This window comes from Cryobacterium sp. HLT2-28 (assembly GCF_004402495.1).
GTDB lineage: Bacteria > Actinomycetota > Actinomycetes > Actinomycetales > Microbacteriaceae > Cryobacterium > Cryobacterium mannosilyticum.
Genome location: NZ_SOFH01000002.1, coordinates 63,884 through 80,705, shown reverse-complemented (window position 1 = coordinate 80,705; position 16,822 = coordinate 63,884). Strand labels below are relative to the sequence as shown.

The 16,822-nt window shown below is 70.6% G+C and carries 14 protein-coding genes; 6 read left to right on the top strand and 8 right to left on the bottom strand.

What is annotated here, in order from left to right; all coding sequences use genetic code 11:
• Positions 1 to 4: 4 nt before the first annotated feature.
• The 8 genes from E3O48_RS00605 to E3O48_RS00570 form a co-directional block, all read right to left on the bottom strand.
• Entirely contained in the window at positions 5 to 1,324 is a 1,320-nt protein-coding gene (locus tag E3O48_RS00605) for an aspartate aminotransferase family protein (protein ID WP_134510020.1), read from the bottom strand.
• A 146-nt stretch (positions 1,325 to 1,470) separates the two neighbouring features.
• Positions 1,471 to 2,622 carry an ABC transporter substrate-binding protein gene (locus tag E3O48_RS00600; RefSeq protein ID WP_134536919.1) on the bottom strand — a complete coding sequence of 384 codons (1,152 nt, stop codon included), beginning with the start codon at positions 2,620 to 2,622 and terminating at the stop codon, positions 1,471 to 1,473.
• An 84-nt stretch (positions 2,623 to 2,706) separates the two neighbouring features.
• Positions 2,707 to 3,525: an ABC transporter permease gene (locus tag E3O48_RS00595; protein WP_241982334.1), complete on the bottom strand. Its 819-nt coding sequence runs from the start codon at positions 3,523 to 3,525 to the stop codon at positions 2,707 to 2,709.
• On the bottom strand, positions 3,522 to 4,370 hold the full coding sequence (locus tag E3O48_RS00590; protein ID WP_134536918.1) for an ABC transporter ATP-binding protein: 849 nt from the start codon (positions 4,368 to 4,370) through the stop codon (positions 3,522 to 3,524). Before E3O48_RS00590 ends, E3O48_RS00595 begins: the two co-directional genes overlap by 4 nt.
• Complete coding sequence (locus tag E3O48_RS00585; RefSeq protein ID WP_241982333.1) at positions 4,367 to 5,236, bottom strand: ABC transporter permease; 870 nt, start codon at positions 5,234 to 5,236, stop codon at positions 4,367 to 4,369. Before E3O48_RS00585 ends, E3O48_RS00590 begins: the two co-directional genes overlap by 4 nt.
• Positions 5,233 to 6,249 (bottom strand): TIGR03842 family LLM class F420-dependent oxidoreductase, encoded by a 1,017-nt coding sequence (locus E3O48_RS00580; RefSeq protein WP_134536917.1) that lies wholly within the window; start codon positions 6,247 to 6,249, stop codon positions 5,233 to 5,235. The genes E3O48_RS00585 and E3O48_RS00580 overlap by 4 nt, the downstream gene beginning before the upstream one ends.
• Before the next feature lie 13 nt (positions 6,250 to 6,262).
• The gene (hydA, locus tag E3O48_RS00575; protein ID WP_134536916.1) at positions 6,263 to 7,711 is read right to left on the bottom strand and encodes a dihydropyrimidinase; all 1,449 of its coding nucleotides are present in this window, start codon (positions 7,709 to 7,711) and stop codon (positions 6,263 to 6,265) included.
• Between the two features lie 23 nt (positions 7,712 to 7,734).
• Positions 7,735 to 8,613: a nitrilase-related carbon-nitrogen hydrolase gene (locus tag E3O48_RS00570; protein ID WP_134510012.1), complete on the bottom strand. Its 879-nt coding sequence runs from the start codon at positions 8,611 to 8,613 to the stop codon at positions 7,735 to 7,737.
• 190 nt (positions 8,614 to 8,803) lie between these two features.
• Here E3O48_RS00570 and E3O48_RS00565 point away from each other — a divergent pair, with 190 nt between their 5' ends.
• The 6 genes from E3O48_RS00565 (at position 8,804) to E3O48_RS00540 (ending at position 16,810) form a co-directional block, all read left to right on the top strand.
• The gene (locus E3O48_RS00565; RefSeq protein ID WP_134536915.1) at positions 8,804 to 10,192 is read left to right on the top strand and encodes a PLP-dependent aminotransferase family protein; all 1,389 of its coding nucleotides are present in this window, start codon (positions 8,804 to 8,806) and stop codon (positions 10,190 to 10,192) included.
• A 227-nt stretch (positions 10,193 to 10,419) separates the two neighbouring features.
• Positions 10,420 to 11,442 carry a putative F420-0 ABC transporter substrate-binding protein gene (locus E3O48_RS00560; protein WP_134536914.1) on the top strand — a complete coding sequence of 341 codons (1,023 nt, stop codon included), beginning with the start codon at positions 10,420 to 10,422 and terminating at the stop codon, positions 11,440 to 11,442.
• 29 nt (positions 11,443 to 11,471) lie between these two features.
• Complete coding sequence (locus tag E3O48_RS00555) at positions 11,472 to 12,539, top strand: putative F420-0 ABC transporter permease subunit (protein WP_134536913.1); 1,068 nt, start codon at positions 11,472 to 11,474, stop codon at positions 12,537 to 12,539.
• Complete coding sequence (locus E3O48_RS00550) at positions 12,530 to 13,477, top strand: ABC transporter ATP-binding protein (protein ID WP_134536912.1); 948 nt, start codon at positions 12,530 to 12,532, stop codon at positions 13,475 to 13,477. Before E3O48_RS00555 ends, E3O48_RS00550 begins: the two co-directional genes overlap by 10 nt.
• Positions 13,474 to 14,469: a 2-phospho-L-lactate transferase gene (gene cofD, locus E3O48_RS00545; protein ID WP_134536911.1), complete on the top strand. Its 996-nt coding sequence runs from the start codon at positions 13,474 to 13,476 to the stop codon at positions 14,467 to 14,469. Before E3O48_RS00550 ends, cofD begins: the two co-directional genes overlap by 4 nt.
• 247 nt (positions 14,470 to 14,716) lie before the next feature.
• On the top strand, positions 14,717 to 16,810 hold the full coding sequence (locus tag E3O48_RS00540) for a fructose-specific PTS transporter subunit EIIC (protein WP_198412992.1): 2,094 nt from the start codon (positions 14,717 to 14,719) through the stop codon (positions 16,808 to 16,810).
• The last annotated feature ends 12 nt before the right edge of the window (positions 16,811 to 16,822 follow it).

Genomic DNA, 16,822 nt, shown 5'->3' with positions numbered 1-16,822 from the left:
CAGGTCAGAGCAGGTCGAGGCTGAGGACCTCGTCGTAGATGGCGAGGGCCTCGGCGACCTCGTCGTCGGTGACCACGCACGGCGGCACGACATGGATCCGGTTGTCGGCGAGGAAGGGCAGGAGGTTGCGGGCGAGCAGCTCGGCCTTGATCCGGCCCATCACGACGCCGCTCAGCGGTGCCCGGGTGCCCCGGTCGGCCACGAGCTCCAGCGCCCAGAACACGCCCTCGCCGCGCACCTCGCCGATGATCGGGTGCTTCTCCGCCAGCTCCGCGAGGCCCGGCGCGAGCCGGTCTCGCCCGATCCGGGCCGCGTTGGCGACGATGCCCTCGTTCTCCATGGCGTCGAGGGCGGCCACGATCGAGGCCATCGCGAGCGGATGCCCGCTGTAGGTGAGCCCACCGGGGAAGACCGTGGTCTCGAAGTCGTTCGCGATCGACTCGGAGATGATCACCCCGCCGGTGGGCACATAGCCGGAGTTGACGCCCTTGGCGAAGGCGATCAGGTCGGGGGTCACGTCGAAGCCCTCGAACGCGAACCACCGCCCGGTGCGCCCGAAGCCGGCCATCACCTCGTCCAGGATCAGGAGGATCCCGTAGCGGTCGCAGAGCGCGCGCACCCCGGCCAGGTAGCCGGGCGGCGGCATGAGCACCCCGGCCGTGCCGGGGATCGATTCGAGCAGCACGGCCGCGATCGTGGTCGGCCCTTCGCTCTGGATCATGCGTTCGAGGTGGCGCAGCGCACGCTCCGACTCCTGCTCGGGCGTCGTCGCCCAGAACTCGCTGCGGTAGAGGTACGGGCCGAAGAAGTGAACGTGCCCGCGCGCGAATTCGTTCGGGATGCGCCGCCAGTCGCCGGTCGCCACGATCGCCGCCCCGGTGTTGCCGTGGTACGAGCGGTAGGTGGAGAGCACCTTGTCCCGCCCGGTGTGCAGCCGGGCCAGCCGGATCGCGTTCTCGATCGCATCCGCCCCGCCGTTGGTGAAGAAGACCTTGTTGAAGCGGGCCGGGGCGCGGTCGACGATGCGTTTGGCGGCCTCGCCGCGCATCAGGTTCGCGGTCGACGGCGCGACGGTGGCGAGCGTGCCGGCCTGGTCGATGATCGCCTGGGTCACGGCCGGATGCTGGTGGCCGATGTTCACGTTGACAAGCTGGCTGGAGAAGTCCAGGTAGCTGCGCCCGTCGTAGTCCCAGACCCGGGACCCCTTGCCGCCCGCGATCACGAGCGGTGCGAGGGCGGCCTGCGCCGACCAGGAATGGAAGACGTAGGCCCGGTCCAGCTCGTAGGCGGGGTCGTTCAGGCTGGCGGCGGTGGTGTCATTCACGAATATCGTGTTCTTTCTCTGCGTTGAGTGAAGGAAATTGCGTGGAGTGAAGGAAATGCGTGGAGTGAAGGTCGGGAGCTGGGCCGGGTGGTCCGGTGGACCACCCGGCCCAGCGGTGAGAGGCGTTGAGTGGCGGTGGGGCGAGCCTACTTGCCGCCCTCGGTGAGCGTGACCGTGATCGGCTTCCAGCCGGCGCCCATCACGTCGACGCCGTCCGCCTTCAGCTCGTCGAGCGCCTTCTGCACGTACTCATTCGAGTACGCCGTCTTGGGCGGTTCGGCGGTGATGATGGTGGCACCGGTCTCGTTCTTGGTGTTCATCGCGATGTCGACGGTGTTCTTCCAGGCGGCCGCGTCGATCAGGCCGACCCCGTTTGTGGACGGCCAGATCAGCTTGTTGACCTCGTTGGTCATCCAGAGCTGGTGTCCCGCCGGCAGCTGCGACCCGGCAGCGGTGACGATCCCGGCCGCCTGCTCCGGGTCGGTGGCCGCGTAGATCCAGCCCTTGATCGACGCCTTGATGAACTTGACCGTGTTGGCGGCGTAGTCCTTGTCGGAGGCGAGCTTTCCGGCGTCGGCCCAGATCGCATCCTGCAGCATGGCCGTGCCCTCGTCATTCCAGTCGATCACATTGAGGTCGGAGGGCTGGTAGAGCTCCCCCGTCTTCGGGTTCTTGGTCTCGAGCACCTGGGCGTATTCGTTGTAGGTCATGGCCTGGGCCGCGTCGATGTCCCCGGAGAGGAATCCGTTCATGTCGAAGGCCTGCTGCACGAGGCTGATGTCGCCCACCTGCACCCCACTCTTCTGCATCCCGGCGAAGAGCTCCCACTCGTTGCCGTAGCCCCAGCTGCCGACGTTCTTGCCCTTGAGGTCGGCGGGCGAGGTGATGCCCTTGTCCTTGAACGAGATCTGGGTGGTGGCGCTGCGTTCGAAGATCTGGGCGACGTCGGTGATGTCGGCGCCCTGTTCGATGGAGCCGAGCACCTTGGGCACCCAGGAGATGGCGTAGTCGGCATCGCCGGCGGCGAGGACGTCCTGCGGCACGATGTCCGCGGCGCCCTCGGCGATGGTGACGTCTAGCCCCTCGTCTTTGTAGAAGCCCTGGTCGACGGCCGCGTAGTAGCCGGCGAACTGGGCCTGGGCGACCCACTGCAGCTGCAGGGTGATCGGGACGAGGTCCACGCCGGAACCCGAGGTCGACGTCGTCGATGTGGTCCCGGTGCTGCAGCCGGTGAGGACGAGGGCGCTGGTGGCGGCGAGGGCGCCCATCGTGCCCAGCCATCGTGTGCGGTGTTTCATGTCTACCTCCGTGAAGTGGTTGCCTGACTGTGTTGTGGATGGTGCGTCGTGGCGCTTCGACCGCCGCGCGCACGCGGCGGACGCCTATCCGCCTGACCGGCGGGTGACGAGCTTCTCGACGATGAGCGCTGCGGAATAGAAGAGGAGGCCGAGCAGGATCGAGCCCAGCACGTACGCCCAGGCCAGCCCGTAGTTGCTGCTCGACGCCGACGAGGTGATCGACTTGCCGAGGCCGCCGACCGGGCCGCCGAAGTACTCGGCGATCAGCGCCGAGATGACGGCAAGGGAGGAGGCGATCCGCAGGCCGGTGAACACGAATGGCAGCGCGGTCGGCAGGGTCACGGTGCGGGTGGCCTGCCAGTTGGTGGCCGCATACGACCGCATCAGGTCGCGGTGCACGGGGCGCACCTGCCGGAGCCCCTTGAGGGTGTTGAAGTACACGGGCACGAACACGGCGAGCGCCGCCACGAACTGCCGGGCGGTCTCGGCGCCGGCGCCGTACATCGTGTAGAGCACGGGGGCCAGCGCCACGATCGGCACGACCGCGATGGCGGCGACGATCGGCGCGGCCATTTCGTCGAGCAGCCGCATGAGCGCGGCGAGGATCGCCAGCAGCACCCCGAGCACGGTGCCGATCAGGAGTCCGATGAGAGCGTTCCGGCCGGTGGTGAACATCCCGTTGGCCACGTTCTGCAGGTTCGCGCCGAACTGGCCGGCGATCGTCAGCGGCCCGGGCAGGATGAACGGCTTGATGGCGAGCAGGGTGACCGCCCCCTGCCAGAGCAGCACGACGGCCACGCCCAGCAGGATCGGCGCCAGCACGGTGCGCACCGGCCCGCCGGCGCCGCCCTGCCTGGCGCGGGCCTGCCCGGCGCCGCCTTGCCGAACGGATGCCTGGCTCACCGGGCCTCGGCCCCCCTCGCCCCGGCGGGGGCCTCGCCGTGCAGCAGCTCGCGCACCTGGCTGACGGCGTGGAAGAACTCCTCGTCTTCGCGCAGGGTCTCGCCGCGCTCCCCGGTCTCGCCGAGGCCGACCCGGAGGACGTCGCGGATGCGGCCCGGCCGCGGCTCCAACACGACGACCCGGTTGGAGAGGAAGACGGCCTCGGGAATGGAGTGGGTGACGAACACCACGGCGGCGCTCGTCTCTGCGCAAATCCGCACGAGCTCGTTCTGCATCCGCTCCCGGGTCATCTCGTCGAGGGCGCCGAACGGTTCGTCCATCAGCAGCAGGCTCGGGCTCTCCGCGAGCGACCGGGCGATCGCCACCCGCTGCTGCATGCCGCCGGAGAGCTGGTCGGGGTAGTGGCCCGCGAACTCCGACAGCCCGACCAGCTCGATCAGCTCGGCCGCGCGGGTGCGACGGGCCGCCCGGTCGGCGCCGTGCAGCTCGAGCGGCAGTTCGATGTTCCCGCTGACGGTGCGCCAGGGCAGCAGCCCGGCCTGCTGGAAGGCGATGCCGTAGTCCTGGTCGATCCTGGCCTGCCTGGCCGGTTTGCCGAAGACCCGGATCTCGCCCGTGGTCGGGGTGTCGAGGTCGGCGATCAGCCGCAGCAGGGTGCTCTTGCCGCAGCCGCTCGGCCCGATCAGGGAGACGAACTCGCCGGGCGCCACGGTGAGGCTGACGGAGTCGAGGGCCGTGACGGATGCCCCCTTCCGGCCGGCGAACACACGGCTCACCCCGCGCACGTCCACGGCCAGGCTCGCGGCCCTCCTGCCGGGCAGCGGGGTCGGTTCCGGCGCGCTCACGCCGCGACCTCCCCGCGCCGGAACCGGCGGAGGCCGAGCCCGATCAGCCCGACGAACCCGGCGGCGACGAGCCCGACGAGCACCGAGCCGAAGATCGGCGCCCACGGTTTGCCTGGGTCGCCGCCGGCCGCGCCGGCGTATTCGACGATCATCCGGCCGATGCCGCCGCGGAGCCCGATCGACACCTCGGCGACGACGCTGCCGATCACGGCGCTGGCCGCGGCGAGGCGCAACGCGGGCAGCAGGTAGCCGACGCTCGCCGGCAGCCGCAGCCGCCAGAGGGTCTTCCACCAGCCGGCGGAGTAGCAGTGCATCAGGTCGACGTGGTTGGCGTCGGGTGAGCCGAGGCCCCGGAGGGCGCCGACCGAGACCGGGAAGAATGCGAGGTAGGAGGCGATCAGGGCCACCGACATCCAGCTCTCCCAGCTGAAGGCGCCGAACTGGATCTGGGTTCCCCAGCGCCGCACGAGCGGGGCCAGGGCGATCAGGGGCACGGTCTGGCTGAGGATGATCCAGGGCAGCACGGCCGCCTCGGCCAGCCGGAACCGATGCATCAGGAGCGCCAGGGCGAGGCCGACGGTGACGCCGACGAGCCAGCCGACCGCGGAGATGCCGAGGGTGAACAGGGAGGCGTCGACGACGGCCTGCCAGAGCGGCATGGCGTTGCCGGCGCCGGTGACCGGTTCGAGCGCCCGCCCGGCCATCACCCAGAGGTGCGGCATGGCCAGGTCGCTGGTGCGCGGCAGCACGGTGACGCCGGCGAGCACGACGCCGTCCGCCGGGCCGAGCAGCTTGTAGAGCTCCCAGAGCCCGGCGAGCAGCACCAGCCCGAGCGCGCCGACGATGAACCGGCGGGGCGCAGTCACAGCTTCGCCACGATCGGGTCGGTGAGGGCAGGGATCACGGTCTCTCCGTAGACCCGCAGGGTCTCCTCCTTGTTGTCGTGCTGGAGGTAGCCGGCGAACTGGTCGACCCCGAGTTCCTTGAGGGCCTGCAGCTTCTCGATGTGGTCCTTCGACGTGCCGAGCAGGCAGAACCGGTCCACGATCTCGTCGGGCACGAAGTCGGCATGCGTGTTGCCGGCTCGGCCGTGCTGGTTGTAGTCGTAGCCGCTGCGGCCGGCGATGTAGTCGGTGAGGGCCTTGGGCACGGGGGAGTCGGTGCCGTACTTGGCGACGATGTCGGCGACGTGGTTGCCGACCATGCCGCCGAACCACCGGCACTGGTTGCGCATGTGCTCCCAGTCGTCGCCGATGTACATCGGCGCGGCGACGCAGAAGGTGATCGACTCCGGGTCGCGTCCCGCGTTCGCCGCGGCCTCTCGCACGGTGCCGATCATCCACTCGGCCACGTCGAGGTCGGCCATCTGCAGGATGAAGCCGTCGCCGACCTCGCCGGCGAGCTTGAGCGCGAGCGGCCCGTAGGCGGCCACCCACACCTCGAGGCTGGAGCCCGTGCTCCACGGGAACCGGAGGGTGGCGCCGTTGTGCTCCACCGCCCGCGAATTCGCCAGTTCACGGATGACGTGGATCGATTCGCGCAGCGTCTTCAGCGTGGTGGGTGCCCCGTTGGTGACCCGCACCGCGGAGTCGCCGCGGCCGATGCCGCAGATGGTGCGGTTGCCGTACATTTCGTTCAGGGTGGCGTAGGTCGACGCCGTCACGGTCCAGTCCCGGGTGGCCGGGTTGGTCACCATCGGGCCGACCATGATCTTGCGGGTCTCGGCGAGGATGCGGCTGTGGATCACATAGGGCTCCTGCCAGAGCAGGTGCGAGTCGAAGGTCCAGACGTGGCTGAAGCCGTGCACCTCGGCGAGCTGGGCGAGTTGCACGACGCGGGCCGACGGCGGGTTGGTCTGGAGTACTGCTCCGAAATCCATGCTGTCCCCTGCCCTAGATGAGGTACTGGCTCAGGCCGCGCTTGACGAACCGGCCGTCGCCTTTGGCCCCGAGGTAGGAGTTCTCGGCGATGACGACCTTTCCGCGGGAGAGCACGATGTCGACGTGGCCGTCGATCTCGTAGCCCTCCCAGGCCGAATGGTCCATGTTCATGTGGTGGCTGCGACCGGTCGGCTCGCCGAACTCGTCGGTGCCGTAGCCGATGGAGGTGTGGCCGTTCGGGTCGTAGACGACGATGTCGGCATCCGCTCCGGGCTGGATCACACCCTTCTTCCCGTAGAGGCCGAACATGCGCGCCGGGGTGGTGGAGGTGATCTCGACCCAGCGTTCGAGCGAGATCCGGCCGGTGACTACACCCTGGTAGAGCAGGTCGAGGCGGTGCTCGACCGAGCCGATCCCATTCGGGATTTTGGAGAAGTCGCCGAGGCCTAGGTCCTTCTGGCCCTTCATGCAGAACGGGCAGTGGTCGGTGGAGACCAGTTGCAGGTCGTTCGTGCGCAGGCTCTGCCAGAGGTGCTCCTGGTGCCCCTCGGCCCGGGAGCGCAGCGGGGTCGAACACACCCATTTGGCACCCTCGAAGCCGGGGGCGCCGAGGTTCTCCTCGAGCGAGAGGTAAAGGTATTGCGGGCAGGTTTCGCCGAACACGTTCTGGCCGTTGTCGCGGGCGGCCGCGAGCTGGGCGACGGCCTGCTTCGCGCTCACGTGCACGACGTAGAGCGGTGCGCCGGTGAGGTTGGCGAGCATGATCGCACGGTGGGTGGCCTCCTCCTCGAGCTGCCAGGCCCGGGCGACCCCGTGATAGTACGGGTCGGTCTTGCCCTCTGCGAGCAGCTGGCCGACGAGCACGTCGATCGCCGGCCCGTTCTCGGCGTGCATCATGGTCATCAGCCCGGTCTCGGCCGACTTCTGCATCGCCTTGAGGATCTGCGCGTCGTCGGAGTAGAAGACGCCCGGGTAGGCCATGAACAGTTTGAAGCTGGAGACCCCCTCGGCGAGCAGCCCGTCCATCGCCTGCAGGGAGTCCGCGTTGAGGTCGCCGATGATCTGGTGGAACCCGTAGTCGATCGCGCAGTTCCCGGCGGCCTTCTCGTGCCACGCGGCGAGTCCGTCGAAGACGCGCTGGCCGTAGCTCTGCACCGCGAAGTCGATGATCGTGGTGGTTCCGCCCCAGGCGGCCGCGCGGGTGCCGGTCTCGAAGGTATCGGATGCCGCGGTGCCGCCGAACGGCAGCTGCATGTGGGTGTGCGCGTCGATCCCGCCCGGGATCACGTACTTGCCGGTCGCGTCGATCACCCGGTCGACTCCGGAGGCCAGGTCGGCGCCGAGCAGCAGTGATCCGGGGGCCAGCACCGCGGCGATCGTCTCGCCGTCGATGAGCACGTCGGCTCTGGACCGGCCGGTCGCAGTCACAACGGTGCCTCCGGTGATGAGGGTTGTCGTCATGGTGCGCTCCTATTCGGCCGGGCTCAGGGTTCGACGATCGGCTCGTAGGAGTCGGGGCGGCGGTCGCGGTAGAACTGCCACGAGTTGCGCACCTCGCGGATGACGCCGAGGTCGAGGTCGCGGATGACGATCTCCGTGGCATCCGTCGACGCCACCTCGCCGACGTAGTTGCCGCGCGGGTCGACGAAGTAGGAGCTGCCGTAGAAGGTGACCGCCTCGTCGCCGAACTCGCGGCTCTCGGTGCCGATCCGGTTGTTCGCACCGATGTAGTACTGGTTGGCGACCGCGGCGGCCGGCTGCTCGAGCTCCCAGAGCCGGTTGGAGAGGCCGGGCTTGGTGGCCGAGGGGTTGAAGACGATCTCGGCGCCGTTCAGGCCGAGCACCCGCCAGCCCTCGGGGAAGTGCCTGTCGTAGCAGATGTAGACGCCGATCCTGCCGACCATGGTGTCGAAGACGGGGTAGTCGCCGTTGCCGGGGCGGAAGTAGAACTTCTCCCAGAACTGGGGCAGGTGCGGGATGTGGTGCTTGCGGTACTTGCCGAGGTAGCTGCCGTCGGCGTCGATCACGGCGGCGGTGTTGTAGAGCACGCCGGGCTGCTCCTCCTCGTAGACGGGGAGCACGATCACCATTTTGTGCTCAGCGGCGAGCTTCTGGAACCGCTCGACCAGCGGGCCGGGAACGCTCTGGGCGTAGTCGTAGTACTTCGGGTCCTGCACGATGCCGAAGTACGGCCCGTGGAAGAGCTCCTGGAAGCAGATCACCTGCACGCCGGCCTCGGCCGCCGTGCGCACGAATCCCTCGTGCTTGGCGATCATCGATTCCTGGTCGCCGGTCCAGTCGGTCTGGGTGATGGCGGCCCGCACGATCGTGCGCCCGTCGGTGGTGCTGGTTTCCCCGGTCATCCTTGCCTCCACATCGAGCTCGGCGCTGAGCTGGCCCTGTGGCCGGGAGTCGCATCGCCGAATCAGTTGAGTCGAATCGGACTGCGTTGTCCGTGTTTGTTATTCTTCGACGTAAACATTTCAGTTCTGTTTCTGTGTGTGACGCACGCGTTCTCATCCTGTCGTCCAAACCAGCCGGAGGCAAGGGGTCATGCAAACCGTTATCGACGAGGTCGAGCACCGCACTCCCGCCGGGATCGCGGCCGCGCTCGGCCGCCTGATCAGCTCGGGCCGGCTCGCCCCCGGCGACCGGCTGCCCACCGTGCGCGCGCTGGCGGCGGCCCTGGCGGTGAGCCCGGCGACGGTCAGCCACGCCTGGCAGGCGCTCTCCGCCGTGGGGCTGATCGTCTCCCGCGGCCGCAGCGGAACCTTTGTTCTCGACGCCGCTCCGCGCTGGCTGCCGGCCCGTAGCCAGTCGATGGCCGGCTACCACCGCGAGGCCAGGATCGACCTGTCGCGGGGCACGCCCGACCCGCGGCTCCTGCCCGATCTCGGCCCGGCGCTCTCCCGGGTCTCCCAGCGGGCCAGCACCGTCCTCTACCAGGAACTGCCGGTGATCCCGGAGCTGCTCGCGGTGCTGCGGGCATCCTGGCCGTTCCCGGCCGAGTCGATCACGGTCGTCGACGGCGCCCTCGACGCCATCTCCCGCAGCCTCGACGTAGTCGCCCGGTTCGGCGACCGGGTCATCGTGGAGGACCCGGGCTTCCCGCCATTCTTCGATCTGCTGGACCGGCTCGGCATCGAACGCCTGCCGGTGCCGGTCGATACCCACGGGATCGTGCCGGCCGCCTTCGCCGCCGCCCTCGCCCAGTCGCCGGTGGCGGTCATCCTGCAGCCGCGCGCGCACAACCCGACCGGGGCGTCGATGCCGCTCGCCCGGGCCGAGGAGCTGGCGAGGCTGCTCGGCGTGCACAAGCGCAATGCGCAGACCGTCGTGATCGAGGACGACCACTCCGGCGAGATCAGCGTGGCCCCCGACGTGAGCCTGGGCCGCTGGCTGCCCGGCCGGGTGCTGCACGTGCGCAGCTACTCGAAGTCGCACGGCCCCGATCTGCGCATCGCCGCCCTCGGCGGGCCGGCGGCGCTCGTGGACCGGATCGTGGCCAGACGGATGCTCGGGCCCGGCTGGACGAGCCGGATGCTGCAGTCGATCCTGCACGACCTGCTCACCCACGGCGACAGCATCGCCCAGATCGCCGAGGCCAGACGGATCTACTTCGCGAGGCAGAAGGCCCTGGCCGACGCTCTGACCGCGCTTGGCTGGCCGACCGGGCAGGCGGATGGCATCAACACCTGGCTTCCGGTGGCCGACGAACGGGATGCCATCGTGCAGTTGGCGGCCTCGGGCATCCGGGTGGCCGGTGGCTCGCCGTTCCTGTCCGATGCCAGCCCGGAGGCGTTCATCCGGGTGACCGCCGGGGCGCTCCACGGCGACGTGACGGAGGTCGCGCGGGCCCTGGCCGCCGTGCTCCGACGCCCGGGACCCGGCGCGCTCCTCCCCGCCCCCGGTGCGCGCCCGCCCGAAACGAGATGGGCCTAGGCTGGATCCAGACCGCCGGTTGGCTCTGACCGGTCGTGCCAACCCTGACTTGGGCGGCAGGTCCCCCCACACACGCTCCCCACCCCTGCCGCTCCCCCGCGGCTCCCCCCGCTCCGCCGCCCGCCCTTGGCCGCGAGAGTGCAGTTCTCGCCCCTTCAGCACTTCCCTGAGGGCGAAAAGTGCACTCTCGCGGAAGGGCGGGGGCGGTTTCGAAACGTGAGGTTGTCATGAACCGTCGAAGTACTCTTCTTTACGTCGCGGGCGCGGCATCCGTCGCCCTGATGCTCGGCGGATGCGCCGGAGCCGGCACCGGCGCCGCGGGCGGGGCGAACTCCGAGGGCGGCGCGACCGGAGCCCCGGCGGGGTACCCCGTCACGCTCGAAAACTGCGGCACCACCGTGTCCGTGGCTGCGGCGCCCAAGCGCATCGTCACGATCAAGTCGTCGACCACCGAACTGCTGCTCGCGCTCGGCCTCGGCGACCGGATCGTCGGCTCGGCGTTCCTCGACGGGCCCCTGCCGGCCTCCCTGGCCCCGGCCGGGAAGGGCCTCAACGTGGTCAGTGACTTCGTGCCCGGCCAGGAGGCCGTGCTGGCCCTCACGCCCGACTTCGTCTACGGCGGCTGGGAGTCCAACTTCACCGCCGACGGCGTCGGCGAGCGCGGCCAGCTGGAGGGCCTCGGCATCGGCAGCTACGTCTCCCCCGCCGCGTGCAAGGCCACCGGCTACATGCCCGACCCGCTGACCTTCGACTCCGTGTTCGCCGAGATCGCCGAGGCCGGCGCCATCTTCGGCCGGGCTGATGCCGCGGACAAGCTCGTTTCAACGCAGGAGAAGGCGCTGGCCGCCCTTGCCCCCGCCGACGCGAAGACCACGGCGCTCTGGTACTCCAGCGGCACCGACAGCCCCTACGTCGGCGCCGGGATCGGCTCGCCCGCCATGATCATGAAGGCCGCCGGCCTGACCAACGTGTTCGCCGACGTGCACGACACCTGGACTTCGGTGGGCTGGGAATCCGTGATCGCCGCGAACCCGGGCGTGATCGTGCTCGTCGACGCCACCTGGAACACCGCGGCATCGAAGATCGCCACGCTCGAGTCGAACCCGGCAACCCAGGGGCTGGCTGCCGTGAAGGACAAGCGCTACATCGTGCTGCCGTTCGCGGCCACCGAGGCCGGCATCCGCAACGTGGAGGCCGCCGGGTCGGCCATCGACCAGCTGGCCGCGCTCGACAAGCAGAAGTCCAAGTAGCCGGGAGACCGCGTGACTGGGGACAGGCCGTGACGGCGGACGAACGGGCGGCGACGGCGCGGGCGGCAGGCCGGGCCGTTGCGCGCGGGCGCTACCTCGGCCTCGTCGCTGCGTCGGTGCTGGCGCTGCTGCTCGTCTGCGCCGCCGCCGTCGCCGTCGGCCCGGCCGACGTGGGGCTTGCCGACGTGCTCGCGAGCGTCGGCGGCCACCTGGGCCTGCCCGGAATGACGGATGTCCCGCCGCTGACCGACTCCATCGTCTGGCAGTTGCGCCTGCCGCGGGTGCTCACCGCGGCCGCGGTCGGTGCGGGGCTCGCGCTCTCCGGCGCCGTGATGCAGAGCGTCACCCGCAACCCGCTCGCCGACCCCTACCTGCTCGGCCTGTCCAGCGGGGCGTCGCTCGGCGCGGTCTGCGTCGTCATCCTCGGCGTCGCCTTCGCCCTGCCGGCCGCGGCCTTCCTCGGCGCACTGTCCGCCCTGGTCGCCACCCTGAGCATCGCCAGGGTCGGCGGCACCATCACCCCCGGCCGGGCGGTGCTCTCCGGACTCGCGATCGCCCAGCTCGGGGCGGCCGGCACATCCTTCGTCATCTTCTGGTCCGCCAAGGGCGACTCCTACCGGGAGATCCTCAACTGGCTGCTGGGCTCGCTGGCCGGCAGCTCCTGGACCAGCGTGCTCATCTCGGGCAGCGCGCTCGTGGTCGTGGGCACCGGGATCGTGCTCTCCGCCACCCGGTTGGACGCGTTCGCGTTCGGCGACACGGCCGCTGCCTCCCTCGGCATCAACGTCAACGCCACCCGGTGGGCGCTGCTCGGCGCGGTCGCCCTGCTCACCGGGGCCATGGTCGCCGTGAGCGGCGCGATCGGTTTCGTCGGGTTGATCCTGCCGCACCTCGTGCGCGGGCTGAGCGGGCCAGGCCACCGTCGGCTGCTGCCGTTGACCGTGGTCTTCGGCGCCCTGTTCCTCGTCGTGGCGGACACCCTCGCCCGCACGGTCTTCGACCCGCGTGAACTGCCCGTCGGCATCATCACCGCGCTCATCGGCGTGCCCGTCTTCATCGTGCTGATCAAGAGCCGGAGGGCCGCGGCATGGGCGTGAGGCTCGACCGGGTGTCGTTCCGGATCGGCGGGACGGCCATCCTCGACGGAGTGTCGGCGCAGCTGCCGACCGGCTCGGTGACCGGCCTGCTCGGCCCCAACGGCGCCGGCAAGTCCACTCTGCTCCGGCTGATCGCGGGCCTCGACACCCCGGCGGGCGGCCAGGTCGAACTCGACGGCACCGCCCTGCACGGCCTCACCCGCCGGGAGACGGCGCGGCGGGTGGCCCTGCTCGAGCAGAGCGCGGCGCCGAGCGTCGACCTGTCGGTGCGCGAGGTCGTGCTGCTCGGCCGGATCCCGCACCGGAGCCGACTGCTCGGCGGCTTCGGCGGCGAGGACGACCACCGGGTGGCCGAGGAATCGCTGGCCCTGGTCGGCGGCAGCGCGCTGGCCGCGCGGCTCTGGCACACCCTCAGCGGCGGGGAGCAGCAGCGGGTGCAGATCGCCCGGGCGCTGGCGCAGCGGCCGAGCCTGTTGCTGCTGGACGAGCCCACCAACCACCTCGACGTGAGCGCCCAGCTGGGCCTGCTCGGCCAGGTGCGCTCGCTCGGGCTGACGGCGATCATGGCCCTGCACGACCTGAACCTCGCGGCCGCGTACTGCGACCGGATCCTCCTGCTGCACCGCGGGCGGCTCGTCGCGGCCGGCACCCCCGCCGAGGTGCTCGTGCCGGAGACCATCGCCCAGGTCTACGGGGTGGACTGCGACATCGTCGCCCATCCGCGGGGCGGGCATCCGGTGATCGTCTTCTCCCCCGCCGCGGAAGAGCCTCATCCGCCCGTCGAATTCGACGGAGATTTTCGTTCATCGGGCGCGGGAGAGGCCAAAAACCGCAATCCGGAGCAAAATCTCCGTCGAATTCGACGGGGCCGACTCGTGGGGCGGGCCGTGAGGGCTGAGCTCGCGGACCCAGACCCGACGAAGGACGTATCCGCATGAAGAACATCACCGTGCTCGCCGGCGGAATCGGTGGCGCCCGCTTCACCCGCGGCCTGCTGCACCACCTCTCCGGGGCCGCCCCCGACACGGCGGTGACCGTGATCGTGAACACCGGCGACGACATGTGGCTCGACGGCCTGCGCATCTGCCCCGACCTCGACACCGTGATGTACACGCTCGGCGGCGGCATCAACGAGGAACAGGGCTGGGGCCGGCCGGAGGAGACCCGCCGCACCTCGGCCGAGATCGCCGCCTACGGGCGCGGCTGGTCCTGGTTCACCCTCGGCGACCTCGACCTGGCCACCCACATCGTGCGCAGCGACCTGCTCCGCGGCGGGGCGACGCTCTCCGAGGCGACCGAGTTCCTTTGCCGGCGCTGGCAGCCGGGCGCCCGGCTGCTGCCGATGAGCGACCAGCCGGTGGAGACCCACGTGCGGCTCGACGCCGCGATCGACGAGCACGAGGCCGGCGACCTGATCCACTTCGAGGAGTGGTGGGTGCGCTACCGCTCCCAGGTGGAGGTCACCGAGTTCGTGCAGGTCGGGCTCCCGCACGCCGCCCCTGCCCCCGGAGTGCTCGCCGCCCTCGCGGAGGCCGACCTGGTCATCCTGCCGCCGTCGAACCCGGTCGTCTCGGTGGGCACGATCCTCGCCGTCCCCGGCATCCGCGAGGCGCTCCGGGCCACCGCGGCACCGGTCGTCGGGGTGTCGCCGATCATCGCCGGCTCCGCCGTGCGCGGCATGGCCGACGCGTGCCTGCGCACGATCGGCGTCGAGACCGCGGCCGAGGCCGTGGGCCTGCACTACGGCTCCCGCGCGGCCGGGGGCGTGCTCGACGCCTGGCTGGTGGACGAGACGGATGCCGCGGCGCTGCCCGCGCTGGCGGCCGCCGGCATCCGCGGGGCGGCCGTGCCGCTCTGGATGCGTGACGCGGCGTCGACCGCGCGAATCGCGGCGGACGCGCTGCAGCTCGGCCGCGCCGCGCGCCCGTGAACCCCGCTCCGCTCCGCCCCGCCCCGCCCCGCGGTGGAGTTTTTCGCGAATCACCCTGACGCCCGCCACGGTACCCGGCGTGTCGCGAAAAACTCCATCCCTTAGCGGCAGCGCCCGTCCCGGGCGGTCCGTGCACCAGACAGCGAGGCCCTCATTCGGGGATGATATGCTTAGTTAAGCTTATGAACTTGGGCTGTGGTGTTCGCGGAGATTCCGGTCGGCCTCGCCCCGGAGGGACCTCTCAGCCATGCCCGAACCCGTCATGCCCGAACTTCTCACCAACGCGCCCCCGGCCCCGCCAAGGCTCCTGATCCTCGGGATCACGGCCTGCCCGACCGGCATCGCGCACACCTACATGGCGGCGGAGAAGCTGGAGAGCGCGGCGGCGGAGCTCGGCTACGAGATGAAGGTCGAGACGCACGGCTCGGTCGGCGTGGAGGGTACCTTCAGCCAGGACGACATCGATCGTGCGGACGCCGTCGTGATCGCCGCCGACACCAAGATCGACCGCTCGCGCTTCGCGGGCAAGCGGATCGTCTCCGCGAAGGTCGCCGACGGCATCCATCACCCCGCCGCACTGATCAGGGACGCCCTCGCCGCGGGGCCGTCGGCCGCAGGGCCGGCCGCCGCCGGCGACGGCCGGGATTCCGGGACCGCGAGCTCCGGCAGGGCCGACTTCGGGGGCACCCTGTACCGCGCCCTGATGAACGGCGTCTCCTACATGATTCCGTTCGTCGTGGTCGGCGGGCTGCTGATCGCGATCTCGCTCTCCCTCGGCGGCGAGGCGACCCCGAAGGGCCTCGTCATCCCCGAGGGCAGCTTCTGGCTGACGTTCAACCAGATCGGCGTGCTCGGCTTCACCCTGATGGTGCCGATTCTCTCGGGGTTCATCGCCTACGCGATCGCCGACAGGCCCGGACTCGCCCCGGGCATGATCTGCGGCTGGATCGCCACCACCGGGTCCTTCTACAACTCCGAGTCCGGCGCCGGCTTCATCGGCGGCATCATCACCGGTTTCCTGGTCGGCTTCGTCGCCCTCGGCATCAAGAAGATCCCCGTGCACCGCTTCATCCGGCCGATCATGCCGATCCTCGTGATCCCCGTGCTCACCACCGTGATCGTCGGCGGCGCCTTCGTGCTCGCCCTCGGCCAGCCGATCAGCTGGGTCTTCTCCAGCATGACCACGTTCCTCACCGGCCTGCAGGGCGGCAGCGTGATCGTGCTCGGCCTGATCCTCGGCGCCATGGTCGCCTTCGACATGGGCGGCCCGATCAACAAGACCGCGTTCCTCTTCGGCGGCGCCCTGATCGCGGCCGGCAACCCCGCCCCGATGGGCATGGTCGCCGCCGCGATCGCCGTTCCGCCGCTCGGGATGGGCCTGGCCACGCTGATCCGCGGCCGCTACTTCTCCAAGCCCGAGCGGGAGGCCGGCATCGCCGCCCTGTTCATGGGCTTCTTCGGCATCACCGAGGGCGCCATCCCGCTCGCAGCCGCCAAGCCGCTGCAGGTCATCCCGGCAAACATGATCGGCGGAGCCGTGGCCGGCGGCATCGCCGCCCTGTTCGGCGTCACCGACTCCGTGCCGCACGGCGGCCCGATCGTCGCCGTTTTCGGCGCCGTCTCCGGGGTGCCGATGTACTTCGCCGCGCTGCTCATCGGCGCCGTCGTCACCGCCCTCGTGTCGGTGCTGCTGCTCGGCATTTCCGCGCGCACGGCGGCACGCCACGCCGCGGCGGCTGCGACTGCAGGGGCGGGGGCGTCTGATGCGGATGCGTCCGGTCCCGTCTCCGCTGGCGCCGGCCCGAACCGGTCCGCCGAGCTCGAGCCCGTTTCGGCGACGGTGCCTCCGGTGACGAAGACGGTGCTCGACTACATCGACGAACGCACGATCGTGCTCGACGTCGACGAGACCGGCCGGGACGCGCTGATCCGCACCCTCGCCGGCCTGATGAGCACGACCGGCCGCGTCACCGACGAAGCCGGTGTCGTCCAGGCGGCCTTCGCCCGCGAGGAGCATGGCACGACGGGCATCGGCGACGGCATCGCGATCCCCCACGCCAAGTCCGACGGGGTGAGCGCCCCGGTGCTCGCCTTCGCCCGCAGCAGGACAGGCATCGACTGGAATTCGGTCGACGGCTCCCCGGCCACGCTGGTCTTCATGATCGCCGTTCCCGAGGCGGCGGCCGGCACCGAGCACCTCACCGTGCTCGCGCAGCTGTCCCGCGCCCTGGTGAAACCCGCCTTCCGGGCCGCACTCCAGGCCGCCGCGACCCCCGCGGAGGTGCTCGAGGCGCTGGCCGGTCAGGTCGGCGCGAAGAAGACGGCCCCCGCCGCGATCTGAGCCCGGCCCCCA